This window comes from Caulobacter sp. GW821-FHT09B11 (assembly GCF_059418205.1).
The window spans coordinates 1-20,128 of sequence record NZ_JBWKPK010000056.1 but is presented as its reverse complement, the minus strand read 5'-3'; the positions used below and the strand labels follow the sequence as shown (position 1 = coordinate 20,128).

Annotated in this window: 23 protein-coding genes; 12 read left to right on the top strand and 11 right to left on the bottom strand. The window is 68.9% G+C overall.

Annotated features, from left to right (window positions below; all coding sequences use genetic code 11):
- Positions 1-284 precede the first annotated feature (284 nt).
- Positions 285-407, bottom strand: a complete 123-nt coding sequence (locus AC07N1_RS24645; RefSeq protein WP_487289282.1) for a hypothetical protein — start codon at positions 405-407, stop codon at positions 285-287.
- Between the two features lie 158 nt (positions 408-565).
- Between AC07N1_RS24645 and AC07N1_RS24640 the strand changes: the two genes are divergently transcribed.
- Positions 566-1,885, top strand: a complete 1,320-nt coding sequence (locus AC07N1_RS24640; protein WP_494674186.1) for a sugar MFS transporter — start codon at positions 566-568, stop codon at positions 1,883-1,885.
- Between the two features lie 6 nt (positions 1,886-1,891).
- Here AC07N1_RS24640 and AC07N1_RS24635 read toward each other — a convergent pair whose 3' ends face one another.
- On the bottom strand, positions 1,892-2,881 hold the full coding sequence (locus AC07N1_RS24635) for a pectinesterase family protein (protein ID WP_494674185.1): 990 nt from the start codon (positions 2,879-2,881) through the stop codon (positions 1,892-1,894).
- A 182-nt stretch (positions 2,882-3,063) separates the two neighbouring features.
- On the opposite strand from AC07N1_RS24635, the gene AC07N1_RS24630 reads away from it, so the two are divergent.
- Positions 3,064-3,603, top strand: coding sequence for a hemerythrin domain-containing protein (locus tag AC07N1_RS24630; protein ID WP_494674184.1), 540 nt, complete (start codon positions 3,064-3,066; stop codon positions 3,601-3,603).
- A gap of 77 nt (positions 3,604-3,680) precedes the next feature.
- On the opposite strand, the gene AC07N1_RS24625 is transcribed toward AC07N1_RS24630, so the two are convergent.
- A complete protein-coding gene (locus AC07N1_RS24625) occupies positions 3,681-3,938 on the bottom strand; it encodes a GlsB/YeaQ/YmgE family stress response membrane protein (protein ID WP_101713103.1) in 258 nt (85 codons plus the stop codon).
- 528 nt (positions 3,939-4,466) lie between these two features.
- Between AC07N1_RS24625 and AC07N1_RS24620 the strand changes: the two genes are divergently transcribed.
- Positions 4,467-5,810: a dicarboxylate/amino acid:cation symporter gene (locus AC07N1_RS24620; RefSeq protein WP_494674183.1), complete on the top strand. Its 1,344-nt coding sequence runs from the start codon at positions 4,467-4,469 to the stop codon at positions 5,808-5,810.
- Here the strand turns inward: AC07N1_RS24620 and AC07N1_RS24615 are convergent.
- From AC07N1_RS24615 to AC07N1_RS24605, 3 genes are all read right to left on the bottom strand, one after another.
- Positions 5,797-6,639 (bottom strand): AraC family transcriptional regulator, encoded by an 843-nt coding sequence (locus AC07N1_RS24615; RefSeq protein WP_494674182.1) that lies wholly within the window; start codon positions 6,637-6,639, stop codon positions 5,797-5,799. The genes AC07N1_RS24620 and AC07N1_RS24615 overlap by 14 nt on opposite strands.
- Positions 6,640-6,829: 190 nt before the next feature.
- On the bottom strand, positions 6,830-7,345 hold the full coding sequence (locus AC07N1_RS24610) for a TIGR02281 family clan AA aspartic protease (protein WP_110121651.1): 516 nt from the start codon (positions 7,343-7,345) through the stop codon (positions 6,830-6,832).
- A 289-nt stretch (positions 7,346-7,634) separates the two neighbouring features.
- Positions 7,635-7,862 carry a DUF1289 domain-containing protein gene (locus AC07N1_RS24605; protein WP_494674181.1) on the bottom strand — a complete coding sequence of 76 codons (228 nt, stop codon included), beginning with the start codon at positions 7,860-7,862 and terminating at the stop codon, positions 7,635-7,637.
- A 91-nt stretch (positions 7,863-7,953) separates the two neighbouring features.
- Here AC07N1_RS24605 and AC07N1_RS24600 point away from each other — a divergent pair, with 91 nt between their 5' ends.
- The 6 genes from AC07N1_RS24600 to AC07N1_RS24575 all read left to right on the top strand — a co-directional run bounded on the left by AC07N1_RS24600 (position 7,954) and on the right by AC07N1_RS24575 (position 12,824).
- The gene (locus AC07N1_RS24600; protein WP_494674180.1) at positions 7,954-8,283 is read left to right on the top strand and encodes a hypothetical protein; all 330 of its coding nucleotides are present in this window, start codon (positions 7,954-7,956) and stop codon (positions 8,281-8,283) included.
- An 86-nt stretch (positions 8,284-8,369) separates the two neighbouring features.
- Complete coding sequence (locus tag AC07N1_RS24595) at positions 8,370-9,260, top strand: nicotinate-nucleotide--dimethylbenzimidazole phosphoribosyltransferase (RefSeq protein WP_494674179.1); 891 nt, start codon at positions 8,370-8,372, stop codon at positions 9,258-9,260.
- A 131-nt stretch (positions 9,261-9,391) separates the two neighbouring features.
- Positions 9,392-10,606, top strand: a complete 1,215-nt coding sequence (locus AC07N1_RS24590) for an acyl-CoA dehydrogenase family protein (RefSeq protein ID WP_494674178.1) — start codon at positions 9,392-9,394, stop codon at positions 10,604-10,606.
- 111 nt (positions 10,607-10,717) lie between these two features.
- Complete coding sequence (locus tag AC07N1_RS24585) at positions 10,718-11,863, top strand: acyl-CoA dehydrogenase family protein (RefSeq protein ID WP_494674177.1); 1,146 nt, start codon at positions 10,718-10,720, stop codon at positions 11,861-11,863.
- Between the two features lie 157 nt (positions 11,864-12,020).
- Complete coding sequence (locus tag AC07N1_RS24580) at positions 12,021-12,419, top strand: hypothetical protein (RefSeq protein WP_494674176.1); 399 nt, start codon at positions 12,021-12,023, stop codon at positions 12,417-12,419.
- A gap of 279 nt (positions 12,420-12,698) precedes the next feature.
- On the top strand, positions 12,699-12,824 hold the full coding sequence (locus AC07N1_RS24575; protein WP_492855357.1) for a hypothetical protein: 126 nt from the start codon (positions 12,699-12,701) through the stop codon (positions 12,822-12,824).
- Positions 12,825-12,907: 83 nt separating this feature from the next.
- On the opposite strand, the gene AC07N1_RS24570 is transcribed toward AC07N1_RS24575, so the two are convergent.
- The gene (locus AC07N1_RS24570; protein ID WP_494674175.1) at positions 12,908-13,213 is read right to left on the bottom strand and encodes a DUF8200 family protein; all 306 of its coding nucleotides are present in this window, start codon (positions 13,211-13,213) and stop codon (positions 12,908-12,910) included.
- Between the two features lie 68 nt (positions 13,214-13,281).
- Complete coding sequence (locus AC07N1_RS24565) at positions 13,282-13,887, bottom strand: LOG family protein (RefSeq protein ID WP_494674174.1); 606 nt, start codon at positions 13,885-13,887, stop codon at positions 13,282-13,284.
- A gap of 103 nt (positions 13,888-13,990) precedes the next feature.
- Between AC07N1_RS24565 and AC07N1_RS24560 the strand changes: the two genes are divergently transcribed.
- The 3 genes from AC07N1_RS24560 to AC07N1_RS24550 all read left to right on the top strand — a co-directional run bounded on the left by AC07N1_RS24560 (position 13,991) and on the right by AC07N1_RS24550 (position 17,154).
- Positions 13,991-14,824, top strand: coding sequence for a hypothetical protein (locus AC07N1_RS24560; protein WP_494674173.1), 834 nt, complete (start codon positions 13,991-13,993; stop codon positions 14,822-14,824).
- A gap of 77 nt (positions 14,825-14,901) precedes the next feature.
- Positions 14,902-16,674 carry an ABCB family ABC transporter ATP-binding protein/permease gene (locus AC07N1_RS24555; protein ID WP_494674187.1) on the top strand — a complete coding sequence of 591 codons (1,773 nt, stop codon included), beginning with the start codon at positions 14,902-14,904 and terminating at the stop codon, positions 16,672-16,674.
- Positions 16,675-16,716: 42 nt separating this feature from the next.
- Positions 16,717-17,154, top strand: coding sequence for a VOC family protein (locus AC07N1_RS24550; RefSeq protein WP_494674172.1), 438 nt, complete (start codon positions 16,717-16,719; stop codon positions 17,152-17,154).
- 44 nt (positions 17,155-17,198) lie between these two features.
- Here AC07N1_RS24550 and AC07N1_RS24545 read toward each other — a convergent pair whose 3' ends face one another.
- From AC07N1_RS24545 to AC07N1_RS24535, 3 genes are all read right to left on the bottom strand, one after another.
- Complete coding sequence (locus AC07N1_RS24545) at positions 17,199-17,588, bottom strand: Ros/MucR family transcriptional regulator (RefSeq protein WP_494674171.1); 390 nt, start codon at positions 17,586-17,588, stop codon at positions 17,199-17,201.
- Positions 17,589-17,662: 74 nt separating this feature from the next.
- On the bottom strand, positions 17,663-19,213 hold the full coding sequence (locus tag AC07N1_RS24540; RefSeq protein ID WP_494674170.1) for a SulP family inorganic anion transporter: 1,551 nt from the start codon (positions 19,211-19,213) through the stop codon (positions 17,663-17,665).
- Positions 19,210-19,905, bottom strand: a complete 696-nt coding sequence (locus tag AC07N1_RS24535; protein ID WP_492855362.1) for a carbonic anhydrase — start codon at positions 19,903-19,905, stop codon at positions 19,210-19,212. The genes AC07N1_RS24540 and AC07N1_RS24535 overlap by 4 nt, the downstream gene beginning before the upstream one ends.
- Between the last annotated feature and the right edge of the window lie 223 nt (positions 19,906-20,128).

Genomic DNA, 20,128 nt, shown 5'->3' with positions numbered 1-20,128 from the left:
CCCGGGCTCCGCCCGGCCGCTCCGCGCCTCCCCGACCTAACGCGCCTTCGCGCGGGAGCCTGAAAAGCCGTGTCCGCGTCCCAAGGAACCTCCCCCCGTGGGGGAGGCGATCGCGCAGCGATCGGTGGGGGGAGTGAGTGGGAAGCCGACCGTCACCTCGAAAGCTGAAACCATCCCCCCACCGGCCTTCGGCCGCCTCCCCCACAGGGGGAGGTTCGCTGCTCCAGATCCTCCCCCTCTGGGGGAGGTGGCCCGGAGGGCCGGAGGGGGCCGCCGTCAGGCGGCTACTCCGGCCGCTTCAAATTCCGCGCGCCCCAGCAGGCCAGGTGCACGAAGGCGTCGGCCAGGCCGATCGCGGCGACCATCGCCACGATCCCGCACGACACCACGACGACGATCGAAGACATGCCCGTTCTCCCAGCTTTCGGCTGAACGGCGAAGCTGGTCCTCCGGTTCCGGTTGATACCGGTCCCAACGGCAAGAAACGGGCTTAGAGGTTGACAACGTTGTCACGTTCGGGGCGACTACGCCGTCCCGCGAAGACGGACATGGGGAGTGAAAACAGATGGCAGGCATGGGCGGCGCGGCCCCGGTGAACGGCGGCGCGAGCGGTAAGGGGGCGGCTCTGCTGCCCTTCGTGATTCTTCTCTTCTTCGCCTGGGGCTTCTCGACCTGCCTGGTCGACCTCGTGGCCCCGGCGCTGAAGTCGCTGTTCTCGCTGACCAATTTCGAAGCGGGCCTGACCCAGTTCGCCTTCTTCATCGGCTATGCCGTGGTCTCGCTGCCGGCGAGCTTCCTGCTGGCCAAGGTCGGCTATATGCGCACCGTCGTCGTCGGCCTGCTGGTCATGACCGTCGGCTGCCTGATGTTCGCCCCCGCCGCCAACGCCGGCGTCTACGAAGGCTTCCTGGCCGCCCTGTTCGTGCTGGCCTCGGGCATCACCATCCTGCAGGTCGCCGCCAACCCGCTGGTCGCCATCCTCGGCAAGAGCGAGACCGCCTCGGCCCGCCTGACCTTCGCCCAGTTCCTGAACTCGTTCGGCACCTTCCTGGCGCCCTTCGTCGGCTCGGCCCTGATCCTCAGCCACATCGAGAAGGCGCCGGACCCGGCCACCCTGACCGCCGTCCAGCTGGCGGCCGTGCGCCATTCCCAGGCCCAGGCCGTGCAGACGCCCTACCTGATCATCGCCGGCGTGCTGCTGGCCCTGGCCGTGCTGTTCTGGCTGCTGCGCAAGAACACCTCCGCCCCGCAGGCCGAGAAGGCCGTCGGCGTCGGCGAGATGCTGGGCATGCTGAAGTACAAGCGCCTGGCCTTCGCCGTGCTGTGCATCTTCGTCTATGTCGGCGCCGAGGTGTCGATCGGCACCTACATGACCAGCTACCTGACCCAGTCCAACACCCTGGGCCTGACGCTGGCCAAGGCCGGAAGCATGGTCGCCTTCTACTGGGGCGGCGCCATGGTGGGCCGCCTGGTCGGCTCGTTCGTCCTGGCCAAGGTGTCGCCGGGCAAGGTGCTGGCGATCGCCTCGCTGGCCGCCATCGTGCTGATCCTGGTCTCGGCCTTCAGCGTCGGCCCCCAGGCCGGCTACGCCCTGATCGCCATAGGCTTCTTCAACTCGATCATGTTCCCGACCATCTTCACCCTCGGCATCGAGGGGATGGGCCACCGCACGCCGCAGGCCTCGGGCCTGCTGTGCATGGCCATCGTCGGCGGCGCCCTGGTTCCGCCGGCCACCGGCTGGCTGGGCGACCACTACGGCCTGGGCCTGGCCTTCCTGCTGCCGGCCGTCTGCTACCTGGTCATCGCCGCCTTCGGCTGGTCGGCCCGCAAGCCGGCCCCGGCGCTGTTTGTCCAGGACGAGCTTGCTCCGGCAGCCGCCGAGTAGGGCGCTCTATTGGAAACGGCCGGGTTTCCACCCGTCCGGACCCGACAGGAAGCGGCGGGGCGCCCAGCGCTCCGCCGCTTTCGCATCCAGGGCGTGGGCGGTCGGCTCGCGCGCGGCGGGGTCCGCCCCGCGTCCGGTCGAGGCGTATTCGGCGTAGTAGGCCGTCTTGAAGGTCTCAGTCTTGCCCGGCGTCCATTCCCGCCAGCCCTTGGGCCGCAAGTCAGCGTCGATCCGGGTGCGCAGGAAGACCACGGTCGCGTAGGGCCGCCAGGCCCGGCCCAGCCACAGCTCGCCCACCTTCGGGTCGGCGGTGATCGTGCAGCGGTCGAAGACGTAGCCGCTGTCCTGGTCGGGCGCGTTCTTGCTCTGGGCGGTGATCATCACCGTGGCGTTGGCGATCCCGTGGATCGTGCAGCGATCGAACACCGCCTTGCTGTCGCCGAAGATGAAGTCGACGTGGCCCTCGATGTAGCAGTCGCGGAAGTACTGTCGGCTCGGCGGCTTGCCCTTGCGGCTGGCGGCGTACAGCGTGTCCTGCGCGCCCAGCAGCCGCACCTTGTAGAGCTGGGCCCGGTCGCCCATCAGGGCCAGGGCCACGGCCTGCGAGGGCTGGGCGCTCTTGAGATGATAGTCGTTCTGGATCGTCAGGTTGCGGGCCAGGAAGTCGTCGCCCGACACCGTCACCGAGGAGGATTTCAGCGTCCCGCCGACCGTGGCGGAGGCGTCGCCGTAAACGAGCACCACGTCCTGCGGCCGCTTGCCCTTGCCGACCAGGCGCACGCCGTTGCGGGGAATCGACAGCTTCTCGCGATAGGTCCCCGGCGCGATGTCGATCTCGCCGCCGCCGTCGGGCAGGGCGTCGATCGCGGCCTGCAGCGTCCGGTGATCGGCCTTGCCGTCAGCAGCCACGGTCAGGCGCAGCGGCGCGGCGCCGACCAGGGCGGTCAGGGCCATGGCGGCCAGGGCGAGCCGCCTGGCGAAGCTGGAAATGGTCATGGGCCGCGTCCTCCCGGATCGTTTCACCAAGGAATATGACACCGGTGGACACCTGGCCAGAAGGATCAGTGAGCGTCGGCTATCCGACGGAAGACATTGAGAAATGTTCGCACGGAACGTCCGTGTCGGCGCGAGGGTTTGAATGACCAGTCGGGGAAGCTGAACACTCAGGGAGACGCCACATGGCCGCAGCCGCCAAGTCCACCTCGAAAGCCAAGTCCAAGTCCGCCTCGACCCGTCGCACGCGCCGCACCGGCCGTCGCGATCCGCTGGCGATCCGTCTGCTGAAGGCCGACCATCGCGAGGTCGAGGCGATGTTCGACGAGTACGAGCAGCTGGAAAGCGACGCCGACAAGCTGGCCCTGTTCAACAAGATCGCCCTGGCCCTCAAGGTCCACACCCAGATCGAGGAGGAGATCCTCTATCCGGAAAGCCGCGGCGAGGTGGAGGACGACCTGCTCGACGAGGCCTATGTCGAGCACGACGGCGCCAAGAAGCTGATCGCCGAGATCGAGGCGATGAAGCCCTCCGAGGAGTTCTACGACGCCAAGGTCAAGGTGCTGGGCGAATACATCAAGCACCACGTCAAGGAAGAAGAGCAGCCGGGCGGCGTGTTCGCCCAGGCCAAGCAGGGCGACGAGGATCTCGAGGCCATGGGCGAGCGGCTCGAGGCCCGCAAGGCCGAACTGATGGAGGAATTCCGCGGCGAGAAGACCCACTAACAGGTCAAGCGCCACGCAAAGAAAACGCCCTCGGCCGGATGGCCGAGGGCGTCTTTCGTTCGACGGGGTGGTCGCGGCTAGAGTGCGCGGCGTCCGGCCAGCAGGTGGTAGATGGCCAGCACGATCACCGCGCCGACGGTCGCCACCAGCAGGCTGTAGAGATTGAAGCCCGAGACGCCCGAAGCGCCGAACTGGTTGAACACGAAGCCGCCGACCAGAGCGCCGACGATGCCGAGCACCAGGTCGACAAGCAGACTGCCGCCACTGCGGCTTACGAGCTTGCTGGCGATGAAGCCGGCCACGAGACCCAGAACGATCCAGGCGAGAATGGACATGAGCGCCTCCTGAACATTTCCTGGCGCGCCTTGGCGCGTCCGATGCAGAAGAAAGGCGCTGATCAAGACTTCGTTCCGACACGATCGCGTGTGTCGCCCCGCGAAAACATGGTGCGAGGAACGGAACTTCTTGGCGTGGCGCTCAGCGCTTGCCGATGCGAGCCTGGATCACCGCCAGCAGCTTCTCGGCGGGCGCCCGGCCCAGGACGATGAACAGGGCGGAGCCGATGATCGCGCCGATCAGGAAGGAGGTGCTCATGGCGGCTCCGAGGGTAAGCTGACGGGAGGAGGAAGCGCCGTCAGCCTAGGGACGACGGTCGGGATTTACCATGCGACATCCCGCCGCCGCGCGCCCTTGCAGCTTGGCTGGCGCCCGATCGCACAAAAACTGGTTCGACCGCGCGCTTCATATGCGCGAGCAGGAAAATTCCAGATTTCCGACGTGTCCGCGCGCGCAGCGCCCCGGCATCCGGTGTTTTATGAGTTTTGGAGCGGTGCAAGCCGCCTCTTATGAGCAGGAAACAACCCATGGCGCAGGCGACCGCCCCTTCCAGCCGCTTCATCAGCGGCTTCGGCGTCCAGGTGCTGGTCGGCATGGTCGCGGGCCTGGGCCTTGGCCTGCTCGCGCGCCGGCTGGGCGTCGAGGAAGGGCAGGCGGGTCACGCCCTGGCCGAGGTCCTGCATCAGGTCGGCTCGATCTTCATCCAGCTGCTGCGCGTGCTGGTGCCGCCGCTGGTGTTCACGGCCATCGTCGCCAGCATCGCCAACCTGCGCGAACTGCAGAACGCCGCCCGCCTGGTCTGGAAGACCCTGCTGTGGTTCGCGATCACCGCGCTGATCGCGGTGGCCATCGGCATCACCCTGGGCGTCGTCCTGCAGCCGGGTGCCCAAGCGGCGCTCGACGCGGCGACCGCGGCCGCGCCGCGCAGCAACGGCTCGTGGCTCGACTTCCTGACCGGGCTCATCCCGTCCAACATCCTGGGCCTAAACGCCTCGACCAAGGTTGGCGAGAGCGGCGCCAGCACCTCGCTGTCGTTCAACGTGCTGCAGATCCTGGTGATCTCGCTGGCCGCCGGCATCGCCGCCCTGCGCGTCGGACCGGCCGGCGAAGGCTTCCTGGCCTTCAACGCCTCGGCCCTGGCCGTCGTGCGCAAGGTGCTGGGCTGGGTGATCCGCCTGACGCCGATCGGCACTGTGGGGCTGCTGGGCAACGCCGTCGCGCAGTACGGCTGGACCACGCTGGGCCAGCTCGGCGCTTTCACCGGCGCGATCTATATCGGCCTGGGTCTCGTGCTGTTCGTCGTCTATCCGATCCTGCTGGCGGCGCACGGCCTAAATCCGCTGAAGTTCTTCGCCAGCGCCTGGCCGGCCATCCAGCTGGCCTTCGTCTCGCGCTCGTCGATCGGCACGCTGCCGGTGACCGAGACGGTGACCGAGGCGGGCCTGGGCGTGCCGCGCGCCTACGCCGCCTTCGCCGTGCCGCTGGGCGCGACCACCAAGATGGACGGCTGCGCGGCCATCTATCCGGCCCTGTCGGCGATCTTCATCGCCCAGTTCTACCACCTGCCGCTGGGCGTGGCCGACTACGCCCTGATCGTCGCCGTCTCGGTGCTGGGCTCGGCCGCCACGGCCGGCCTGACGGGCGCGACGGTGATGCTGACCCTGACGCTGTCGACCCTGGGCCTGCCGCTGGAGGGCGCGGGCCTGCTGCTGGCGATCGACCCGATCCTCGACATGGGCCGCACGGCGGTGAACGTCGCCGGCCAGGCCCTGGTGCCGACCCTGGTGGCCAAGCAGGAAGGCCTTCTCGACCAGGCCGTCTACGACGCGGCCGCGGGCGTCGCTCCCGAAGGGGCGGTCACGCAGTCCTGACCAGCTCCGGTCGCGCCCGCAGCCGGGTGGCGTCGCGCAGCGGCGGGGCGCCGAACAGCCGGGCGTATTCGCGGCTGAACTGCGAAGGGCTGTCGTAGCCGACATTGTGGCCGGCCGTGGCGGCGTCCAGACCCTGGGCCAGGATCAGGCGGCGGGCCTCCTGAAGGCGCAGCTGCTTCTGGTACTGCAGCGGGCTCATCGCCGTGACCGCCTTGAAGTGCTGGTGCAGCGCCGAGGGGCTCATGCGGGCCTCGGACGCCAGGGTCTCGATCCGGAACGGCAGGTTATAGTTGGTCTTCAGCCAGTGGATGGCGCGCGAGACCTGGCCCAGCCGGCTTTCGCAGGCGGCGATCTCGCGCAGGCGCGGACCCTGGTCGGTGCGCAGCAGGCGATAGAGGATCTCGCGCTGGATCAGCGGCGCCAGGACGGCGATGTCCGACGGGGTTTCCAGCAGGCGGACCAGGCGCACCGTCGCGTCGAGCAGCTCCGGCGAGGTCGGGCTCAGAGCGAGGCTGGGCGCCGGGGCGTTGCGGACGGGACCGGGGTCGATCTCGAGAATAAGTTCGTTGAGGCGGCGCGGATCGATGTCCAGCCGAACGCACAGATAGGGCTCGTCCTCGCTGGCCTCGATCACCTGCCCGACCACGGGCACGTCGACCGACACCACCAGGAAGCGGGCGTGGTCGTAGACATAGACCTCCTCGCCCAGCATCACCTGCTTGCGGCCCTGGGCGATGATGCAGACTGCGGCTTCGTGCACGCCGTGCACCGGCGGGCTGGGCTGCGACATGCGGGCCAGCCACATGCCCGGGATGGCGGTGGGATGCACGCCATCCGCCGACACGGATCGTTCAATCGCCTCGGCCAGGGCCGGATGGCGAGGGCAGCCGGCGGCCGCCGACGCTGGGGAGATTTGCATGACGCTAGGTTAGCGCCGCGAGGCCTCAAGGCCAATGGCGGCGAGCGCGGTTATGCGGGATCGTGCAAGAATTCCGGGCGATCATGCGCCCGGCTTGAAATCAGGGGTGCAGGATCAGTGAGCGCGGAGTCGCTTCGAAGCGCGACAGGCGGCCCAGATAGCTCATGCCCAGCAGCGAGGTTTCCAGGCCGCTCTCGATCACCAGGGCGTCGACATTGGCCACCTTGGCGCCGGCGATGGCGACGCTGCCCAGCTTGACCGAAGCGGCGCGCGTGCGGCCGTCGGCGGTGACGACATCGTATTCGTAGTTCAGCTTAGCGACGTCGATGCCCAGGCGCTGGGCGTCGGCCTTGCTCAGCGAGACGGCGGTAGCGCCGGTGTCGACCAGGAAGCGCACGGCGCGGCCGTCGACCTTTGCCTCGGCCCAGAAATGGCCGTCGGGGCCCTTGGTCAGTTGCGCGGCGCCGGCGTCGCCCAAGGTGGCGGCGGCCGCGGTGGCCGGGCCCGGGGACGATTGACGCAGCGAGCTGTCCAGCGAGGTCACGGCCTTGGCCGCACCCACCGCCGACAACGCACCGACAATCGCGATCGCCGTGAACTTGAGCATCGAAAGCACCCCGCCTTGCAGGCTTTTCGGCCGTTTCTACGACCATTGACTGCACAGTAGGGCGAAAGGCGTTTTCAACCCGTGAATCGGAACGCGGATTTACTTGGTTAACAAAGCGTCTTCAGAATGCCCAGTTAACTCGTCGTAACATTCCATCCGCAACATGTAATAAAGTTCATTGACTGGATTTAACTTCAAAGCTCGGCCCCAAGGTCGCATGTTCACCAGCGTTGAAGAGACGCCTCGGGAAGAACCTTGATGCAGAGCCTGAAGATGCTTTCAAGAACCTGAGGATGCTTCAACCGCGCGAACCCGACTGGGAGGCCATCAGGCTCTCCATCGGATCGGGGCGAAGGGGTAGGGCGGTCATGATCGCCGCGCGCTCCTCGTCGCTGTAGCGCGACCAGCCGGCGATCTCCTGCAGGGTCCGTCGGCAACCGAGACAGAAGCCGCTCGCGCCATCCACCGCGCACACCTTCACGCAAGGGGTGACGATCGGACGGGGAGGGCGGTTCTCGGAAGTCATGACCGAATGTCGCCGTCCGCGGCGTCGCGCGCAAGTCGCTCGACGTCTCGTGAGCGCGCGGCCCGATTTCAATCACTGGGGACCAAAGACCATGCGCACCACCGTCATCCTGCTCGCCGCCGCCTCGCTCGCCGCCGTCGCCGCTCCGGCCCTGGCCGCCGAACGCCTGACCGACTCCCAGTTCGTCCGCGCCAACCGATGCCTGGGCCTGACCGAGGCCAAGGCCTTGGGCGAAACCGATCCCACTCCGCTGAAGGCGCTGATCAAGACCCAGCGCCAGGGCCGGCACATCTCGATCGAAGATCGTGCGGACGCCGCCCGCCTGAGCGCCAAGCGCGAGGCCTCCCGCGCCGAGGGCGACGCCAAGTCGGCCCTGGTCGAGGAGCGCGACGGCGACTGCAAGTCGCTGGGCCAAAGCTGATTTCGCCGGACTGATTTCTTCGCATCGCGACAACATTCTGGCGTGATGCGCTTGCATCGGGCGCGGACGGGTTTAAGTCCGCGCCCATGACCGCTTCCGCCGCCGCTTCGCCCTTCGCCGACATCCGCCGCCTGGCCGCCGACCTGCCCGCGCCAGGCGTGTTCGTTCCTCCGGCCGACGGCGGCCGTCTGGCCGAGATCTCTGCCTGGCTGACGGCCTGGACCGGTCGCAATCCTCCGTCGGTGAACCGGCCGGTGATCGCTCTCTACGCCGGCGCGCGCCAGGGCGTCGGACCGCGCGGCTACGCCCGCGATCGTCTCGAAGCCGTCGCCTCGGGCGGCGCGACCGTCTGCCGTCTGGCCGGCGCCCAGGGCGCGGGCCTGGAGGCCTTCGACCTCGCCATCGACCGTCCGACGCCCGACGCGCGCCAGAAGGCCTCGATGAGCGAGAAGGAATGCGCCGCGACCATGGCCTTCGGCATGGAGGCCCTCGCCAAGCAGCCCGACCTGCTGATCCCCGGCGTGATCGCCGCCGAAGCCCACCGTGACGCCGCCGCCATCGCCCTGGCCCTGTTCGGCGGCGAGGCCGCGGACTGGACCGAGGCGACCGCCGACGTCTCCGCCGCCGTCGAGCGGGCGCGGGGCGAGGGCGATCTCTCCGATCCGCTGGAAGTCCTGCGCCAGCTGGGCGGACGCGAAACCGCCGCCGTGGCCGGCGCCATCCTGGCCGCTCGCGTCCAGAAGATCCCGGTTCTGCTCGACGGCTACGCCGCCGCGGCCGCCGCCGCCGTGCTGCACGCCATCGATCCCGACCTGATCGCCCACGCCGTCGCCGCGCATGTCGCCGGACCCGGCCACGCCCGCCTGCTGGAGAAGCTTGGCAAGTCGCCGCTGCTGTCGCTGGAGATCGAGGGCGAAGAAGGCGTCGGCGGCGCGTCGGCCGTGGCGCTGGTGCGGCTGGCCTGCGAGGTTCGCTGATCGATTTTCAGCGCTTGGGTGAACGCCGTTTACGTTGACCTAAGCGTCATCTTTCCAAACGCTCGTTTGGCTCCTATCATCCTCCCGAAACAACAAGAGGCCGGCTCAGCCAGCCAGTTCGGGAGACCGTCATGAACCTCGACTTTTCGCCTGAAGACCTGGCCTTCCGCGACGAGGTTCGCGCCTTCATCGCCCAGAACTACCCCGAAGGCCTGCGCGAGCGGCAGGACGAGGGCGAGGAGATGTCCAAGGAGGACTTCCTCTCCTGGCATCGCACGCTCGCCAAAAAGGGCTGGGTCGCCCCGGCCTGGCCGCAGAAGTACGGCGGCCCGGGCTGGACCTCGGTTCAGCGCTACATCTGGTCGGAAGAGACCGCCCGCGCCGACTGCGTGCCGATCCTGCCGTTCGGCATCAACATGGTCGGGCCGGTGATCTACACCTTCGCCACGCCCGAGCAGAAGGAGCGCTTCCTGCCGCCGACCCTGTCGGGCGAAATCTGGTGGGCCCAGGGCTACAGCGAGCCGGGCGCCGGTTCGGATCTCGCCAGCCTGAAGACCAAGGCCGAACGCTTCACCGGCGACGACGGCAAGGAATACTACCTGGTCAACGGCCAGAAGACCTGGACCACCCTGGCCCAGCACGGCGACTGGATCTTCTGCCTGGTCCGCACCGACCCGACCGCCAAGATCCAGGAAGGCATCTCGTTCCTGCTGATCGACATGAAGTCGCCGGGCGTGACCGTGCGTCCGATCATCACCCTGGGCGGCGAGCACGAGGTCAACGAGGTCTGGCTCGAGAACGTCAAGGTGCCGGTCGAGAACCGTATCTACGAAGAGAACAAGGGCTGGACCTGCGCCAAGTTCCTGCTGGCCCATGAACGCTCCGGCATCGCCGGTGTCGCCCGCTCCAAGCGCGGCATCGAGCGCATCCGCCAGATCGCCTCGACGGAGCTGTCGGACGACGGCGACGCGCTGATCAAGGATCCGATGTTCAAGCGCAAGATCGCCGAGCTGGAGATCGACCTGACGGCGCTGGAATATACCGAACTGCGCACCCTGGCGGGGGAGGCGGCCGGCAAGGGTCCTGGCCCGGAATCGAGCGTGCTGAAGATCAAGGGCACCGAGATCCAGCAGCGGATCACCGAACTGGCCCTGGAGGCCGCCGGCCACTACGGCGCGCCCTATTTCCGCGGCTTCCCGAAGGACGGCGACAACGCCCACCCCATCGGCCCCGACTTCGCCCACCGCGCCGCGCCGACCTATTTCAACGTCCGCAAGACGTCGATCTACGGCGGCTCCAACGAAATCCAGCGCAACATCATCGCCAAGATGGTGCTCGGGCTCTGACGCCTCCCCCTCCTCGGCGACGGGGAGGGGCTTTGCAATCCGATCAACGACGCTCCTGGCAGGCCCGGCGGAACGCGGCCTCGGAGCTTTGAAAGACAAGGAACTTCAGGGATGGACTTCAACTTCACCGAAGAGCAGTCGATGGTCCGCGACACGGTCGCGAGCTTCCTGCAGGACAAGTACGACTTCGAGACCCGTCGCAAGATCGTGGCCTCGGAAACCGGCTGGCGCGCCGACTACTGGCAGGCCTTCGCCGAGGAGCTGGGCATCCTGGGCGCCTCGTTCAGCGAAGAGCTGGGCGGCCTTGGCGGCGGCGCGATCGACAACATGATCATCATGGAGGAGTTCGGCAAAGCGCTCGTCATAGAGCCCTACCTGGGCACGGTCGTGATCGGCGGCGGCTTCATGAAGCACTCGGGCTACGCCGGCGCCGCCTCGGTGATCGAGGGCATCGTGGCGGGAACCACGACCATCGCCTTCGCCTATGCCGAGCCCCAGGGCCGCTACACCTGGAGCGACCTGAAGACGACGGCCAGGAAGGACGGCTCGGGCTGGGTCCTGAACGGCCATAAGGCCGTGGTGGTCGGCGCGCCGTTCGCTTCGCATCTCGTCGTCACCGCCCGCACCGGCGGAAGCCAGCGCGAGGCCTCGGGCGTGTCGGTGTTCCTGATCGACAGGAGCCTGCCAGGCGTCGTCACCCGCGACTATCCCACCGTCGACGGCGGCCGCGCCTCGGAGGTCTATTTCGAGAACGTCTCGATCCCGGCCGACGCCCTGATCGGCGAGGAGGGCGCGGGCCTGCCGCTGGTCGAGAAGGTCATCGACGAGGCCACCGCCGCCGGCCTGGCCGAGGGCGTGGGCGTGCTGCGCAAGCTGCACGAGGGCACGCTGGACTACGCCAAGCAGCGCAAGCAGTTCGGCCGCGCCATCGCCGACTTCCAGGTGCTGCAGCACCGCATGGTCGACATGTTCATCGAGCTCGAGCAGTCGGTGTCGATGACCTACATGGCCACCATCAAGCTCGACGAGAGCGACGCCGAGCGCGCCAAGGCCGTGTCGGCCGCCAAGGTGCGCATCGGCCGCGCCCTCAAGTTCGTCGGACAGAACGCCATCCAGATCCACGGCGGCATGGGCATGACCGACGAGCTGGCCATCGGCCACTACTTCAAGCGCGGGACGATCATCGAGGGCCTGTTCGGCTCGGTCGACCATCACCTGCGCCGCTACGAAGGGCTGTCGTTCGGCGCGGCCGCCTGACGCCGCCCACGGAACGACGCCGTTTTTCCAAGGAGGCCGCCTGCGTCACGCCGACGCGGGCGGCCTTTTTGCTGGAGAAGCGATTTTCACCGCCCCGCCGGCCGGGGTGCGACCGTTCAACGCAGCAGAACACCCGATCGACTGCACGGTGAATGTGATGCTCCGCCCCGAAGCCCTCCAAGGTCTCTCCCCGGAAAAACTGGCCGACACCCTGGAGGCCATGGACTCCAGCGCCCGCCTCCTGCTCGACCAGGCCCGCGAGGCCAAGGCGCGCGCCGACAAGCTGGAAACCGCCCTGTCGCTGCTGGTCGGCGTGGTCGCCAACGACCCGGGCCTCGAGGAAAACTACGCCCTGCAACGGATCGCGGGCCAGTTGCGCCTGTGCGCCGACCTGCCGGAACTGGCCGCCGAACTGGTCGGCTGCGAGGCCGACCGTATCGAGCCAGTCATGCTGCGGGCCGCGGCCAACATCATCGCCGCCGCCGGCAAGCCCGACGCCGTGAGCCAGGCCGTCACCCATGAACTGACGGATCGCGACGGCGCTACGCTTCACTAATTCATTCGTTGGCTGACAATATTCGCCACGAAGATCCGAGCCTTCCAGTGACCATTCTCAGCATGCGGACATCGTCCGAACCCGGAATATTTCACTTGTCATGGGCGAACTTGAGCGCATTTTCGCCCATGACGCGCTGACGACTAGGAGGGTGCGAGTCCCTGTAAGCCGCGCGCGTCTCTTTCTGGCTGGGCCGGCCCTTCGACCGGTCCCGTAACAAGTGGAGCGTTTTCAGGAAGCCCTCCTGAGCCGCTCCGGGCTGGTCAAGGAGACGCCGCCATGAACGTGACGAAGATGAACCACGCCATGCTGTCCTTCGCCCTGATGGGCGGACTGCTGGTCGGGCCTCGCCCGGGAACCTCCAAGCCGCCGCAGCGGCCGTCCAAGACGTCCGACAGGAAGTAGCGCCTTAGGGCCTTTCCCTAAAGAAAACGCCATCCCGGTCGGTCCGGGATGGCGTGAAATCCGACGTCTTGTCGGGGGAGGGCTTACGGCTTTGCGGCCGTGTTGCATTCCTCGATGCCGGCGGCGTCGAGCGCGTCGCCGCGCCAGGTGAAGGCCGACACGGCCCCAAGCTCGGCCACGATCTTGCGGCAGCTACGGCCGGCCGGAAGGGCCTTCACCGTCGGCGCCTTGCAGACGGTGCCGGTGCAGCGCCAGATCGCGCCGTCATGGATGAGTTCGGCCTTGGCCGGCGGCGCCTTGAGCACGAGCATGGCGCCTTCGGAAGTCGCGGCCTGGGCCGCACCGACGAGCGAAATCGCGGCGAAACCGCCGAGCAGAAGCATACGCATGGACATCTCCTATCCCCGCGTCCTATTTCTAGGTGGACGCTGATCACATTGTTCGTTGTGATTGAAAACTAAGTCAATCGACGAACGTCGATCTCGTGGTCACGATTGACGTCCAGCCCCCAGGCCAGCAGGGCCGGCGTCACTTCCGAAGCCTCCGTGACCGAGACCCAGGCGTTGGCCAGGGCGGGCGGCGTCAGTCCACGCTCGATCGTGTGGTGAAGCAGCGCGAACAGCGGATCCCAGAAGCCGTCGGGATTGTGGAAGACGATCGGCTTGCGGTGCAGGTCGAGGCGACGCCAGGACAGCAGCTCTATGATCTCCTCCAGGGTGCCGATGCCGCCGGGCAGCACGACGAACGCGTCCGAGCGCTCGAACATCAGCATCTTGCGCTCGTGCATCGAGGTGACGATCACCGTCTCGACGTCGTCGAAGGGCTGTTCGCGCCCGCGCAGGAACTCGGGGATGATGCCCAGCACCTTGCCGCCGGCGTCGTACGCGCCGCGCGCGGCCGCGCCCATCAGCCCGACCCCGCCGCCGCCGTACACGAGCTTGATGCCGGACCGGGCGAAGTCGCCGCCGATGTCGTAGGCCGCCTGCAGATAGGCCGGATCGGCCGTGTTGGATGAGCCGCAGTAGACGCAGACCGATCCCAGGGCGCTAGACAGGTCGGGCATCGTCGTCCACTCCAACAAAAGAAAAGGCGCGGCTCCCAGCGGGAAGGGCGCGCCATGGTGTTTCAGGCTCGGCCGGACGGCCGACGCCAGACTTGGAAGGCGCATGATCGGGATTCGCAAGGCTGCTTTCAAGCCGTGGCCCCTGGCCTTCGTAGCGTCCATGGCGCTCGTCGCGACCCTGGCGGGCTGCGGCGACGCGGGTCGGCGCAACTGGGGCCGGGAAGCGCCGGCCGCCCAGCCGGCCCGCGACCCGGAAGCGGCCTATCTGGCCTCGCCCAAGGTTGTCACGGCCGCGGTCCAGGCCGGCGGCGTGGCCGTGTCGGGATCCGCCGCGCCCGGCGCCACCGTGCGCCTGGGCTCGCCCACCGGCCAGGCCGTCAGCATCGAGGCGGACGCCGGCGGCCTCTGGCGAGCGGTCCTGCCGGGCGCGGCCGAACCGCGCCTCTTCGGCCTGTCGATGACCCGGGAGGGCCGCACGGTCCAGGCCGAAGGCTATCTCTTCGTCGCCCCGGAAGGCGCGGTGGCGCTGCTGCGGGCCGGCGGCGGCTCCGAGCCGCTGTCGGGTCCCTCCGATTCGCCGCGCATCCTGGCCATCGACTACGACCGCGAAGGCGGAGCGGTGATTTCCGGCGTCGGCCGGCCCGGCGCCGGTTTCGGCGTGCGCGTCGATCGCGCGACCCAGGCCGAAGGCAAGGTCGACGCCCAGGGGCGCTTCAGCCTGTCGCTGACCCAGCCGCTGGGGTCCGGCTCCCACAGCGTCCAGGTGGCCGGGGAGGGCGGCGAGCACCTCGTCAGGCTGGAGGTTTCTCCGCCCGGGCCGCTGACCGGCGGCCCGCTGCACGCCGAACGTTTCGACGGCGGCTGGCGCGCCGACTGGATGACGCCTGGCGGCGGCGTGCAGACCACGCTGCTGTTCGCGCCCGGAACCGGCTCGTGAGGGGCTTCGCCTCCGCGGGGCGCGACCATGCGCGCACGGCGCCGGAAGCCTCACGGCCGGTCTCCGGCTGGGAGGCGCTGGCGGAACTGCTGCGCCTCGTCCTGCGCTCCAAGGCGCCGGGCCTGACCTGGAGGCTGACGGCGGCCCTGGTCCTGACCTTCGCCGGCAAGGCCCTGGGCGTGGCCGCGCCGCTGCTGCTGGGCGCGGCGGTCAACCGGCTGACGGCCGGGCAGAGCGCGGCGACCCAGGTCACCCTGTCGTTCGGCGCCCTGGCCCTGGGCTGGGCCGGCGTGCGCTTCATCGCCGCCGCCGCGCCCCAGGCCCGCGACGCGGTGTTCACGCCCGTCGCCCAGGCCGCCCAGAACCGGGCGGCGACCGAGACCTTCGCCCACGCCCTGTCGCTGTCGATCGACTTCCACCAGACCAAGCGGACCGGCGCCCTGTCGCGCACCATCGACCGCGGCGCGCGGGCCATGGATTTCCTGATCCGGGGCCTGGTCTTCAACATCGCCCCGACCCTGGTCGAGCTGGTCCTCGCCGCCGCCGTTCTGGCGCGCGCCTATGACTGGCGGTTCGCGGCGACGGCGATCGTCACGGTCGTGATCTACGGCGTCCTGACCTTCTCGATCTCCAACTGGCGGATCGGCCATCGCCGCGTGCTCAACGAAGCTGACGCCGAGGCGGCCAGCCGGGCCGTCGACGCCTTGCTGAACTACGAGACGGTCAAGACCTTCGGGGCCGAGGACCGGGCCGTCGGCGCCTACGAGCAGGCCCTGACGACCTATGGCGCGGCCCAAATCAAGGCGACCAACTCGCTATCGCTGCTCAATGTCGTCCAGTCGCTGGTCATGAGCCTGGGCCTGGCGGTCATGGCCGTGCTGGCCGGTTCGGAGGCGGCCGCCGGCCGCATCGGTCCGGGCGACATCACCGCCGTCGTGCTGATCCTCGTGAACCTGTACCAGCCGCTGAATTTCCTCGGCTTCGCCTATCGCGAGATCCGCCAGTCGTTCATCGACATGGAGTCGATGATGGACCTGCGCCGCCAGGGCGCCGACGTCGCCGACGCGGCGGACGCCATCGACCTGCCGCCCACGGGCGATCGCCGAGGCGGGGCCGTGGCCTTCGAGGGCGTCTCGTTCCGCCACGGGGCGCGGTCGGACGGCCTCTCGGACGTCGGCTTCGTAGCCCGGCCCGGCCAGACCGTCGCCATCGTCGGCCCGTCGGGCGCCGGCAAGACGACGCTGGTGCGCCTGGCTTTGCGGATGATCGACCCGCAGGCCGGACGAGTAACGCTGGACGGCCATGACCTGAAGGCCCTGACCCAGGTCTCGCTGCGGCGGGCCGTGGCGCTGGTGCCGCAGGATGTGGCGCTGTTCAACGACACGATCGCCGCCAACATCGCCTTCGGTCGGCCCGATGCGACCGAGGAGGAGGTCTGGGGCGCGGCCCGGTCGGCGGAGCTGGGCGACTTCATCGGCAATCTGCCCGAAGGCATGGCCACCAAGGTCGGCGAGCGGGGCCTGAAGCTGTCGGGCGGCGAGCGCCAGCGGGTGGGCATCGCCCGGGCGCTGCTGGCCGATCCGCGGGTGCTGATCCTCGACGAGGCGACCAGCGCCCTGGACAGCCGCACCGAGGCGGCGATCCAGGCGACGCTGCGCAAGGCCCGGGAGGGACGCACGACCCTGGTCGTCGCCCACCGTTTGTCGACCATCGCCGACGCCGACGAGATCATCGTCCTGCGCCGGGGCAAGGTGGTCGAGCGCGGCCCGCACGCCGACCTCCTGGCGGCCGACGGCGAGTACGCCGCCCTGTGGCGTCGCCAGACGCGCAGCAAGGTCGCGACGGCTTGATCGATCGGCTATATCGGCGCTTCGCAACACTCGGAGGCTCCCTTGCGCTATCTGCACACCATGGTCCGCGTGAAGGATCTCGACGCCTCGCTGCGGTTCTACTGCGAGGGCCTGGGCCTCCAGGAGATGTACCGGATGGAGAACGAGAAAGGCCGGTTCACCCTGGTCTTCCTCGCCGCGCCGGAAGACGTCGAACTGGCCAAGGAGCGCAAGGCGCCGCTGGTCGAGCTGACCTTCAACTGGGACCCGGAGGACTACCAGGGCGGCCGCAACTTCGGTCACCTGGCCTACCGGGTCGACGACATCTACGAGACCTGCCGGCGCCTGGCCGACATGGGCGTGGTCATCAATCGTCCGCCCCGCGACGGCCACATGGCCTTCGTCCGCTCGCCGGACGGCATCTCGGTGGAGCTGCTGCAGGACGGCAGCCTGCCGCCCGCCGAGCCCTGGGCCTCGATGCCCAACACCGGCGCCTGGTAGACGCACAAAAGGCCCGCCAACCCGGCGGGCCTTTTTCATTTTGGTCAGCCCCGCGTCCCGAACCGGCTGGCGCGGGCGGCGGTGGAGCGCAGGTTCGAGAAGCTGGCGGCGACCAGCGGGTAGTCGTCGGGCAGGCCCCACTTGGCCCGGTATTCGTGCTCGCTGAGGCCCAGGCTGTTGAGGTGGCGCTTCAGGGAGCGGTAGCGGCGGCCGTTCTCGAAGCTGATGATGGCGTCGTCGCTGACGCTGGCGGCGATCTCCTCCTGGCTGGGCCGCTCCAGCGGCGCGGCGGGCGTCGAGAACACCGCCTCCAGCGCCGCATAGGTGCGGGCGGCGAGGTCGGGCAGGTCGTCGGTGGAGACGACGTTGTTGTTCAGGTAGGCGCAAAGCACCTGGGCCGTCACGTCGGCGGCGCGTTCCTGGGCCTTGTTCATCGTCGGGTCTCTAGGGTCTTGCATCGAAAAGAACCCCAGGGACGGCGCGAGCCGTCCCTGGGGGCGGGGCAGGGTCAGTGGGCGCCGGCGGGCCGCAGGCGGGCGCCGAACACGCAGGCGGGCGGCAGTTCGACCTTCGATCCCGTGCGCTCCTTGCTCTTGACCCACTCGCTCAGCACCTCGGTGGCGGTGTGGTCGAGCACGGTCAGGGCGCGGGTGTCGAGGCGGACGACCCCGCCGTCCGGAGCCGCGTCCAGGGCCTTGGTGATCTTCGGCAGCTGCACGAAGGTCGCCGCGCCCTCGAGGCGGATTTCCTGCTCCTGTTCGCCGACGTCGCGCTGGTCGATCCGCAGGCGCATCTTCCGCAGGTTCGGCAGCAGCTCGACGATGGTCAGGGCCATGCCGACCAGGACGCCGGTGAGCAGATCGGTGGCGACGACCATGATGAAGGTCGCGGCCCAGATCAGCGCCGGCAGCAGGCCGTAGCGGGCGAACAGGTGGCGCACGTGGTCGAGGCTGACCAGCTTCCAGCCGGTGACCACCAGCACGCCGGCGAGGGCGGCGCTGGGCACCTGGCGCAGGACGAAGGGCAGCAGGGCCACGAAGGCAAGGATCCAGACGCCGTGCATGATCGCCGACAGGCGGGTGACCGCGCCGGCCTGGACGTTGGCCGAACTGCGCACGATCACGCCGGTCATCGGCAGGGCGCCGACCGCGCCGCACATCATGTTGCCGACGCCCTGGGCGAACAGCTCCTTGTTGTACTTGGTGCGGGGACCATCGTGCATGCGGTCGACGGCGGCCGCCGACAGCAGGGTCTCGGCCGAGGCGATGAAGGCCACCGCCACGGCGGTGAGCACCAGCATCGGATCCAGCAGCTTGGCGAAGTCGCCCAGGCCGGGAACGGCGATGGCGGCGCCGATCGATTCCGGCACGGCGATCTTCTGGACGTCGAGGCCGAAGCCCATGGCCACGAAGGTGCCGGCCAGCACGCCCAGCAGGGCGCCGGGAACCAGCTTCAGCTTGGCCGGGCGGACCTTTTCCCACAGCAGGATCGAGCCGATGGTGACGACGCCGACCAGCAGGGCCGCTTCCGCGCCGCCGAAGGTCGAGGCCGACAGGCCGCCCAGCGCCGCCGGGATGGCCATCAGGTTGTCGAGCCCGTTTGCCTTGGGTTTGTCGCCGAACAGCACGTGCAGCTGGCCCGCGACGATCAGCACGCCGATGCCGGCCAGCATGCCGTGCACGACGGCCGGCGAGATGGCGCGGAACCATTGACCCAGGCGCAGGGCGCCGGCGATCAGCTGGACGAGACCAGCCAGCACGAGGATCGGCCCGAGGGTCGACAGGCCGTGCTTGGCGACGATCTCGAAGACGATCACGGCCAGGCCCGCGGCCGGGCCGCTGACCTGCAGGGGCGAGCCGGCCAGGGCGCCGACGACGATGCCGCCGATGATGCCGGTGATCAGACCGCGCTCGGCCGGAACGCCGGAGGCGACGGCGATGCCCATGCAGAGGGGCATCGCCACCAGGAAGACGACGATCGAGGCGGTCAGGTCACGCGACAGAAACGCCGTCAGACCAGCCTTCGCGCCGTTGGGGGAGGAAACGGCGGGGCGGGTCATTCGGCGGCGATGCCCAGGTGATCGGCGGCGACCATGCGACGGCTGGGACGCTGGGCGACGGGGAGGGGCGCGCCTTCGTAGACCTGTTCGAACTGGCCGGTGTCGCCGTTGTAGGCCTGGATCTGGCCGGTCTCGATCTCGAAGAACCAGCCGTGCAGGGTCAGCTCGCCCTTGGCCAGGCCCGAGGCCACCGACGGATGGGTGCGCAGGTGGTTGATCTGGACGACGACGTTCTCGAGCGACAGGGCGCGGGTGCGCTCATGGTCGCCCAGGCCGTGATAGGCGTTGCAGACCACGCTGTGGGCGGCGTGGGCGTGGCGCAGCCAGGCGGCGACGTTGGGCATCTTCTCCAGGGCTTCCGGATGCGAGAAGGCCTTCATGGCCCCGCAGTCGGAGTGGCCGCAGACGACGATGTCGCGCACGCCCAGCGCCACGACGGCGTATTCGACGGCCGAGGAGACCCCGCCGTTGGCCTGGCTGAACGGCGGCACGATGTTGCCGGCGTTGCGGCAGACGAAGAGATCGCCGGGCGCGGCCTGGGTGATCAGCTCGGGCACGACGCGGCTGTCGGCGCAGGAGATCATCAGGGCCTTGGGGCTCTGGCCGTGGCTGGCCAGGCGCTCGTAGAGGGCGCTCTGGGCGGGAAAGACCTGGCCGCGGAAGAGGGCGGCGCGTTCGAGAAACTGTTCCAAGGGAACCTCCGTGCGATGGCCGCGACGTCCGGGGAAAGGGGGAAACGGACGTCGCGGCGCGGCGCGGCTGGACCGCCACGCTAGGGAGTAAGTTGGGTTGCGGCCTTTGCTGCGATGCAGCGAGTTTGTGTCAAAGGGTGTCTGAGGCGCCTGCGAAGACCCCCTCCGGCCCTCTGGGCCACCTCCCCCAGAGGGGGAGGATCTAGGCGCCAAGATGCTCCCC

Coding starts and splice junctions, on each gene's coding strand:
- AC07N1_RS24645 (WP_487289282.1), bottom strand. CDS start 407: ATGTCTTCGATCGTCGTCGTGGTGTCGTGCGGGATCGTGGCGATGGTC.
- AC07N1_RS24640 (WP_494674186.1), top strand. CDS start 566: ATGGCAGGCATGGGCGGCGCGGCCCCGGTGAACGGCGGCGCGAGCGGT.
- AC07N1_RS24635 (WP_494674185.1), bottom strand. CDS start 2,881: ATGACCATTTCCAGCTTCGCCAGGCGGCTCGCCCTGGCCGCCATGGCC.
- AC07N1_RS24630 (WP_494674184.1), top strand. CDS start 3,064: ATGGCCGCAGCCGCCAAGTCCACCTCGAAAGCCAAGTCCAAGTCCGCC.
- AC07N1_RS24625 (WP_101713103.1), bottom strand. CDS start 3,938: ATGTCCATTCTCGCCTGGATCGTTCTGGGTCTCGTGGCCGGCTTCATC.
- AC07N1_RS24620 (WP_494674183.1), top strand. CDS start 4,467: ATGGCGCAGGCGACCGCCCCTTCCAGCCGCTTCATCAGCGGCTTCGGC.
- AC07N1_RS24605 (WP_494674181.1), bottom strand. CDS start 7,862: ATGACTTCCGAGAACCGCCCTCCCCGTCCGATCGTCACCCCTTGCGTG.
- AC07N1_RS24600 (WP_494674180.1), top strand. CDS start 7,954: ATGCGCACCACCGTCATCCTGCTCGCCGCCGCCTCGCTCGCCGCCGTC.
- AC07N1_RS24595 (WP_494674179.1), top strand. CDS start 8,370: ATGACCGCTTCCGCCGCCGCTTCGCCCTTCGCCGACATCCGCCGCCTG.
- AC07N1_RS24590 (WP_494674178.1), top strand. CDS start 9,392: ATGAACCTCGACTTTTCGCCTGAAGACCTGGCCTTCCGCGACGAGGTT.
- AC07N1_RS24585 (WP_494674177.1), top strand. CDS start 10,718: ATGGACTTCAACTTCACCGAAGAGCAGTCGATGGTCCGCGACACGGTC.
- AC07N1_RS24580 (WP_494674176.1), top strand. CDS start 12,021: ATGCTCCGCCCCGAAGCCCTCCAAGGTCTCTCCCCGGAAAAACTGGCC.
- AC07N1_RS24575 (WP_492855357.1), top strand. CDS start 12,699: ATGAACGTGACGAAGATGAACCACGCCATGCTGTCCTTCGCCCTGATG.
- AC07N1_RS24570 (WP_494674175.1), bottom strand. CDS start 13,213: ATGCGTATGCTTCTGCTCGGCGGTTTCGCCGCGATTTCGCTCGTCGGT.
- AC07N1_RS24565 (WP_494674174.1), bottom strand. CDS start 13,887: ATGCCCGACCTGTCTAGCGCCCTGGGATCGGTCTGCGTCTACTGCGGC.
- AC07N1_RS24560 (WP_494674173.1), top strand. CDS start 13,991: ATGATCGGGATTCGCAAGGCTGCTTTCAAGCCGTGGCCCCTGGCCTTC.
- AC07N1_RS24545 (WP_494674171.1), bottom strand. CDS start 17,588: ATGAACAAGGCCCAGGAACGCGCCGCCGACGTGACGGCCCAGGTGCTT.
- AC07N1_RS24540 (WP_494674170.1), bottom strand. CDS start 19,213: ATGACCCGCCCCGCCGTTTCCTCCCCCAACGGCGCGAAGGCTGGTCTG.